Here is a 5,204-nt window from a genome sequence, read left to right on the forward strand (position 1 = left end):
TCGTTCCTTCGTCACTACGACGAGACCCAAATCCTCCTTAATCTACAACCGTAAATCTGTGCCATTGGTGCTGACGGCGAACAGTCGGTTGGTTCGATCAGCCATGCGCGGCAGGGAAGGTTCGGAAATGCGATCAGCATTGCACAGCCCTCCCGTTGCCGGTAGGATTGCGATCGCCAGTTGCTTTGCCGCTTTTGGTTTCCGCCCGCGCGTTGGTTGCCGCCTTCGCGTGGGCTTTTATTTTGTGTGGAGGCCCAGCCCACCACGGGCGGAGTAATAGCGCCCTAAGACGCGCTCTCGCCTCCGGCCCTGCAATCAAGAGAGGGCGGTGACTCGCCTTTAACTCGCACAAACCGATGGGCGAGGGCTTCAAATGTCTGCTAAGTCGTTGATTTTTGGCGCACCCGACAATGCTAAAACTTCCGTCGCAGGCAGTGTCGGGACGTCCCTAACTACTCTGTAAAATCAGGGATTTGTCTTCTACCGTGTTCACGGTTGATCGCCCCCGTTTGCCTGCATTTCGGTCATCATGTGGGGTCGAAAGTTGGAACAATTTTATGGTGTGTATGACCTATGGCACTGACAGCATTGAAGGTGAAGAACGCCAAGCCCGGTCGCTACGTTGATGGCCGTGGCTTGTGTCTCTTCGTGAAGGAAAGCGGCTCCCGTAGTTGGGTCTTGCGGATGCAGCATAACGGCAGGCGGCGCGACTATGGATTGGGATCGGCGCTCGACGTGACGCTGACTGAGGCGCGGGACGCCGCAGCCGCATTGCGCCGCCAGGTTCGCGCCGGGATCGATCCGGTTGCCGAGCGACAAAAGTCGCGCAAGGTGGTGCCTAGCTTCGAAACCGCAGCGCGCGAGTGCTACGAGGCGCTGAAGGACGGCTGGAAGAACCAGAACTATCGTAACTGGATCGCCAGCATGGAAAACCACGTCTTCCCGCTGATCGGCAGGAAGCCCGTCGATCAGGTGGACAGCACTCATGTGGTCGAGGTGCTCACGCCCATCTGGCTCGAAATCCCCGACACCGCTCGTAAGATCTTGCAGCGCATCGGTGCCGTGCTCGACTTCGCGCATATCAAGGGATGGCGGGATGAAGAGGCCGCGCTGCGCTCAGTCCGCAAAGGATTGCCGCGCCAGACGGACAAGGTCGAACACTTCAAGGCCATGCCCTATGCAGAGATTCCGGCGTTCATGAAGGAGCTGGCGACCGCATCACCCACCACGGGCCGCGATGCCCTGCGTTTCACGATCTACAACGCCGTGCGGTCGAGCGAAACGCGCAAGGCCGTCTGGACCGAGGTCGACCTCGACAAGGCGGTCTGGACCATCCCCGGCGAGCGCATGAAGGCAAAGGAAACGCATGTGGTGCCGCTTTCCAAGGCAGCGGTCTCCATTCTGCGTCGGCGCTGGAAACTGCGCACGAGCGACGATGGCCTCGTCTTCTCGAACAATGGCGAGAAGCCGATCAGCGACATGACAATGACCAAACTGTTGCGCGATGCCGGGATAAAGGGCGCAACCGTGCACGGCTTCCGCTCCGCCTTTACTGATTGGGCGGCGGAGAAGACCGACTTTCCGAAGGAAGTGGCAGACAAGGCATTGGCCCACAAGCTGAGCAACCAGGTCGAAGCCGCCTATCGCCGCACCGACTTCTTCGACAAGCGGCGCGAGCTGATGGCGATGTGGGCCGAATTCATCGGCCAAACGGGACCGAAATCCTCGACCCGCACGGTTTGTGATATCTAGATATCATTTTCCCGTTGACATGAGTCTCCTTTCTAGTGATATGGAGATATCACAAAGGGGCTTGCCATGGAAATTCCCTCTCTCACCGAAATTGAAATCAACTTGCGGCATTGCCTCCTACTGAAGGCAGATGACCTCTATTTCACGCTTGCCGACCCGGCTGGTTCGAAGGTCCGAAATGAATTTCTCGGGATCGAGGTCGAGGGGCTTGCAGATGAAAACCTCTCCGAAGCTGAGATCGCCTCAATCGATCTGGCGCGCTTTGCCATTGCGGATCGGGTTTGTCTCCTGCTCGGAATGTTGGAGCGTCGCCAGCTTTCTCTTCAGGATGAGCATCGACCGGATGTTGAGTTTGGCCGGAACGATGCTCTCGATTTCCTAGAACACTTCCTGTCGACCCTCCCAGACGTCGCGCTGGGCGGCCTAGACCTCACCGCAGCAAGGAATGGCGAAGTCAGAAGAATCTACGAGCTTGCTTACGCATGGCTAAATCTCATCGAGACAATCGAAGGGGCCTTCTATGGGGAGACTGAATCGTCGTTAACAGTGGGCGATTTGGCTCTCCTCGCGGGACTGGACACGCGCACGATACGTAATCGCTGTGGTCCAGATAAGCTAATCAGGACGAGTGCGGACAGGACATCCCAGGATCGCAACAGCGCTTCTCCAGCATTTGTCCACCTTCACGCACTTGATGCGGTAGATTGGCTGAGAAGTCGCAAGGACTTCCATGTCTCTGCCGTCGATCCCGGGTGGATCACCCAACGCTTGGCGAACGCCAATCCAGCAAACTCAACGCGTGGTTTGCTAATGGCCAGCATCGTAAATCTAGGCCCATTAGCATCGCTCGCCCCAGCTTTTGATTTCACAGTCGAAGATGCGCGACGTTGGTTTGACGAGGGCGAACTTTTGCCAGCCTCGATCTCCGAAGCCCTCATCCAGAAAATCCAGAAATTCGAAGGAACTCTCTGATGCGCTCAATCCCGAACAAGTTCTCTCAATATGCGGACCGAATACGAGGGTTGGCGCCTCAATCCCTCAACGACCCGGCTGCCATTCCAAATCTTTGGATGGAAAGCTGCCAGATTCGAAATCGCGAAGTGACAATGTGCTATGCGCCCTTCGACTACGTTAATCGGGACGCTCGGATTGTCATTGTCGGCATGACGCCTGGGCGTCAGCAGGCCGGAAACGCACTGCGAGCCGCCCAAGCGGCGCTCATGAAAGGCATGTCTCTCGACAAGGCTGCCAAAGACGCAAAGGTCTTTGCCAGCTTCTCTGGTTCAATGCGCGGCAACCTGGTCCGGATGCTTGATCTCGTTGGTGTCGCCGAACTGTTAGGATTGGAGACGACGGCCACGCTGTGGGACCGCGACTCCGCGCTCGTTCACTTCACCTCGGCACTACGTTATCCAGTCTTCGTGGATGGTGATAACTGGTCCGGCAATCCCGACATGGTCAAAACGCCGGAATTGAGGCGCTGGCTTGAAGACTACACTGGCGAGGAACTCGCCGCTTTGCCGAATACCATTTTAGTGCCACTCGGTCCGAAGGTCACTGCTGCGCTCAATCATCTGGCATCGCTTGGAAAGATCGACAAGAATCGGATTATGGCTGGCCTTCCTCATCCAAGCGGAGCCAACAACGAACGAATTGCCTACTTTCTAGGCGAAAAGGCCGCCGATCTTTGCTCAGCCAAGACGAACACAGTTGCGCTCGACACCGCACGTGAAGCGCTTCGCGCTCGCGTGAGCCAACTGAAGTAATCGTCTTGATGAGGGCCTTACCTGGCCCGCGCGCAGCCGGCGGTCGCGCAAAACACCGGCGGATCGGACTTAGGGCTCACTTTCTCCCCTAAGCGCCCGATCCCTGAACGCCGGGCATGGCGTGACAGCACGGAGAGACGGCAACAAAATCATCCTTGACGAGCTATCGACCATAAAGTGCGGCTACCGTCGGCAGTTGTTATCTGCTCGCCACACTCAGTCGCATGACAAGTGCATGGAGGCTGGCGGTGGTTACGCGAGTTGCGTTGCCGATCTTCACCGTTTCGAGTTCGCCAGCTGAAATCAGCTCGTACAGCTTCGTACGTCCAACGCCTATCATACGGGCAGCGTCATTAATCCCAACGCAGATCGGTTCGATGTGTTGATGGCCGCTCATTCCGCCGGTTCCTCTTCACGATAGTGAACGGGATCGGCAATCCAGCGATTGATGGCTGACTCGTGCCAGCCCGCGCCGTGGATGCTGATCTTGACCTGCGACGGGAACGTGCCCTCTGCGATCTTGCGATAAATGGTGGAGCGGGAAAGACCGGTGCGGTCGAGCACGGTCTTGAGGCGGATGATGCGTTCGGTATTCGACATGGGGCATTCTCACTTTGACATCGGCAGCCCCTCTTCGGAACATAATGAGAACTTTTCGGAAAGGCGCAAGGGCCAGGTTCAGTTGGAATTCGGTCAATTCTTCAACGATTTGCACGATTTGAACCGACTATGGACGGTTAGAGACATTGGCGGACAAACCGCTCCGTTGCGCTTGGTTGTGAGAATTTTTTTCGTTCAACGCGATTTTGTGGCTGACACGCGCGGATTTGCGACGGCAGCGACGGGTTTCGGCGCCAGCGTTGCCGGATTTCGCGCACGAATCATGTCTTCTTTCGCGCAGTCGGCTTGGCTTCGTAGTTTGAAGATTTGCAAGAACGCTAAGTCAAGCTTAGTCTTTTGAGGTCATTTCAAACTGGACACGAGTTTACACAAGTGGCAAAACACTAAGCATGGCTACGCGTTTGGACAGCAAGCTAAACCAGCTTCAGCAGGAGCTTCCGGAAGGACTTCTGGTCGATGCCGCCTGGCTGGAGGCCAATGGCTATTCGTCCGCGCTGCGCAGCCAGTACGTAAGTTCCGGCTGGCTGGATAGCCCAGCGCGACGGGTCTATCGCCGTTCACGTGGGCCTCTGACCTGGCAGCAGGTCGTGATCTCGCTCCAGACCATGCTTGACCTGCCACTGACCGTTGGCGGTCGCACCGCGCTCGAACAGCAAGGCTATGCCCACTACCTTTCGGCAAACGTCCGGACAGTTCACCTGTACGGACCGACACGACCGCCAACCTGGCTGGATGATTTGCCGCTCGAAGTGACATTCGCATGGCACAACAGCTTGCGCCTGTTTCCGGCAGATGCCGACACGCCGCCATTGCCAAGCCCCACCATGTATAGTGCCGCAGGCGCGCAATTGCCTGTTCGCTATTCGAGCAAGGAGCGCGCCGTTCTCGAATTGCTCGATGAACTGCCCAAGCATGAGAGCTTTCATCAGGTCGATGCCTTGATGGAGGGCTTGAGCGATCTCAGTCCGCGCCGCCTGCAAACTTGTCAATCGGCGTTCAATCGGGCCCCCCTATCGGCGCGCAAAAGGGACCCCGTTAGCGTTGCATAGATCGATCGATGTTGGG

Annotated in this window: 7 protein-coding genes; 5 read left to right on the plus strand and 2 right to left on the minus strand. The window is 57.0% G+C overall.

All coding sequences use genetic code 11. From position 1 onward, the window contains the following. Positions 1 to 573: 573 nt before the first annotated feature. The 3 genes from K4G67_RS08670 to K4G67_RS08680 all read left to right on the plus strand — a co-directional run bounded on the left by K4G67_RS08670 (position 574) and on the right by K4G67_RS08680 (position 3,518). Complete coding sequence (locus tag K4G67_RS08670) at positions 574 to 1,752, plus strand: tyrosine-type recombinase/integrase (protein WP_239805993.1); 1,179 nt, start codon at positions 574 to 576, stop codon at positions 1,750 to 1,752. A 66-nt stretch (positions 1,753 to 1,818) separates the two neighbouring features. Next, positions 1,819 to 2,724, plus strand: a complete 906-nt coding sequence (locus K4G67_RS08675) for a hypothetical protein (RefSeq protein WP_239805994.1) — start codon at positions 1,819 to 1,821, stop codon at positions 2,722 to 2,724. Next, entirely contained in the window at positions 2,724 to 3,518 is a 795-nt protein-coding gene (locus K4G67_RS08680; RefSeq protein WP_239805995.1) for a hypothetical protein, read from the plus strand. Before K4G67_RS08675 ends, K4G67_RS08680 begins: the two co-directional genes overlap by 1 nt. A 199-nt stretch (positions 3,519 to 3,717) precedes the next feature. On the opposite strand, the gene K4G67_RS08685 is transcribed toward K4G67_RS08680, so the two are convergent. Both K4G67_RS08685 and K4G67_RS08690 read right to left on the minus strand, forming a co-directional pair. Continuing rightward, a complete protein-coding gene (locus tag K4G67_RS08685; RefSeq protein ID WP_239805996.1) occupies positions 3,718 to 3,915 on the minus strand; it encodes a helix-turn-helix domain-containing protein in 198 nt (65 codons plus the stop codon). Beyond that, a complete protein-coding gene (locus K4G67_RS08690) occupies positions 3,912 to 4,118 on the minus strand; it encodes a helix-turn-helix transcriptional regulator (protein ID WP_239805997.1) in 207 nt (68 codons plus the stop codon). Before K4G67_RS08690 ends, K4G67_RS08685 begins: the two co-directional genes overlap by 4 nt. On the opposite strand from K4G67_RS08690, the gene K4G67_RS08695 reads away from it, so the two are divergent. Both K4G67_RS08695 and K4G67_RS08700 read left to right on the plus strand, forming a co-directional pair. Next, the gene (locus K4G67_RS08695) at positions 4,096 to 4,479 is read left to right on the plus strand and encodes a hypothetical protein (RefSeq protein WP_239805998.1); all 384 of its coding nucleotides are present in this window, start codon (positions 4,096 to 4,098) and stop codon (positions 4,477 to 4,479) included. The two genes, K4G67_RS08690 and K4G67_RS08695, sit on opposite strands and share 23 nt — an antisense overlap. 49 nt (positions 4,480 to 4,528) lie before the next feature. Beyond that, a complete protein-coding gene (locus tag K4G67_RS08700) occupies positions 4,529 to 5,188 on the plus strand; it encodes an AbiEi antitoxin N-terminal domain-containing protein (protein ID WP_239805999.1) in 660 nt (219 codons plus the stop codon). Positions 5,189 to 5,204: the final 16 nt, after the last annotated feature.

The sequence above is a fragment of the Croceicoccus hydrothermalis genome (assembly GCF_022378335.1).
In the GTDB taxonomy this organism is placed as follows: Bacteria; Pseudomonadota; Alphaproteobacteria; order Sphingomonadales; family Sphingomonadaceae; genus Croceicoccus; species Croceicoccus hydrothermalis.

Coding starts and splice junctions, on each gene's coding strand:
- K4G67_RS08670 (WP_239805993.1), top strand. CDS start 574: ATGGCACTGACAGCATTGAAGGTGAAGAACGCCAAGCCCGGTCGCTAC.
- K4G67_RS08675 (WP_239805994.1), top strand. CDS start 1,819: ATGGAAATTCCCTCTCTCACCGAAATTGAAATCAACTTGCGGCATTGC.
- K4G67_RS08680 (WP_239805995.1), top strand. CDS start 2,724: ATGCGCTCAATCCCGAACAAGTTCTCTCAATATGCGGACCGAATACGA.
- K4G67_RS08685 (WP_239805996.1), bottom strand. CDS start 3,915: ATGAGCGGCCATCAACACATCGAACCGATCTGCGTTGGGATTAATGAC.
- K4G67_RS08695 (WP_239805998.1), top strand. CDS start 4,096: ATGATGCGTTCGGTATTCGACATGGGGCATTCTCACTTTGACATCGGC.
- K4G67_RS08690 (WP_239805997.1), bottom strand. CDS start 4,118: ATGTCGAATACCGAACGCATCATCCGCCTCAAGACCGTGCTCGACCGC.
- K4G67_RS08700 (WP_239805999.1), top strand. CDS start 4,529: ATGGCTACGCGTTTGGACAGCAAGCTAAACCAGCTTCAGCAGGAGCTT.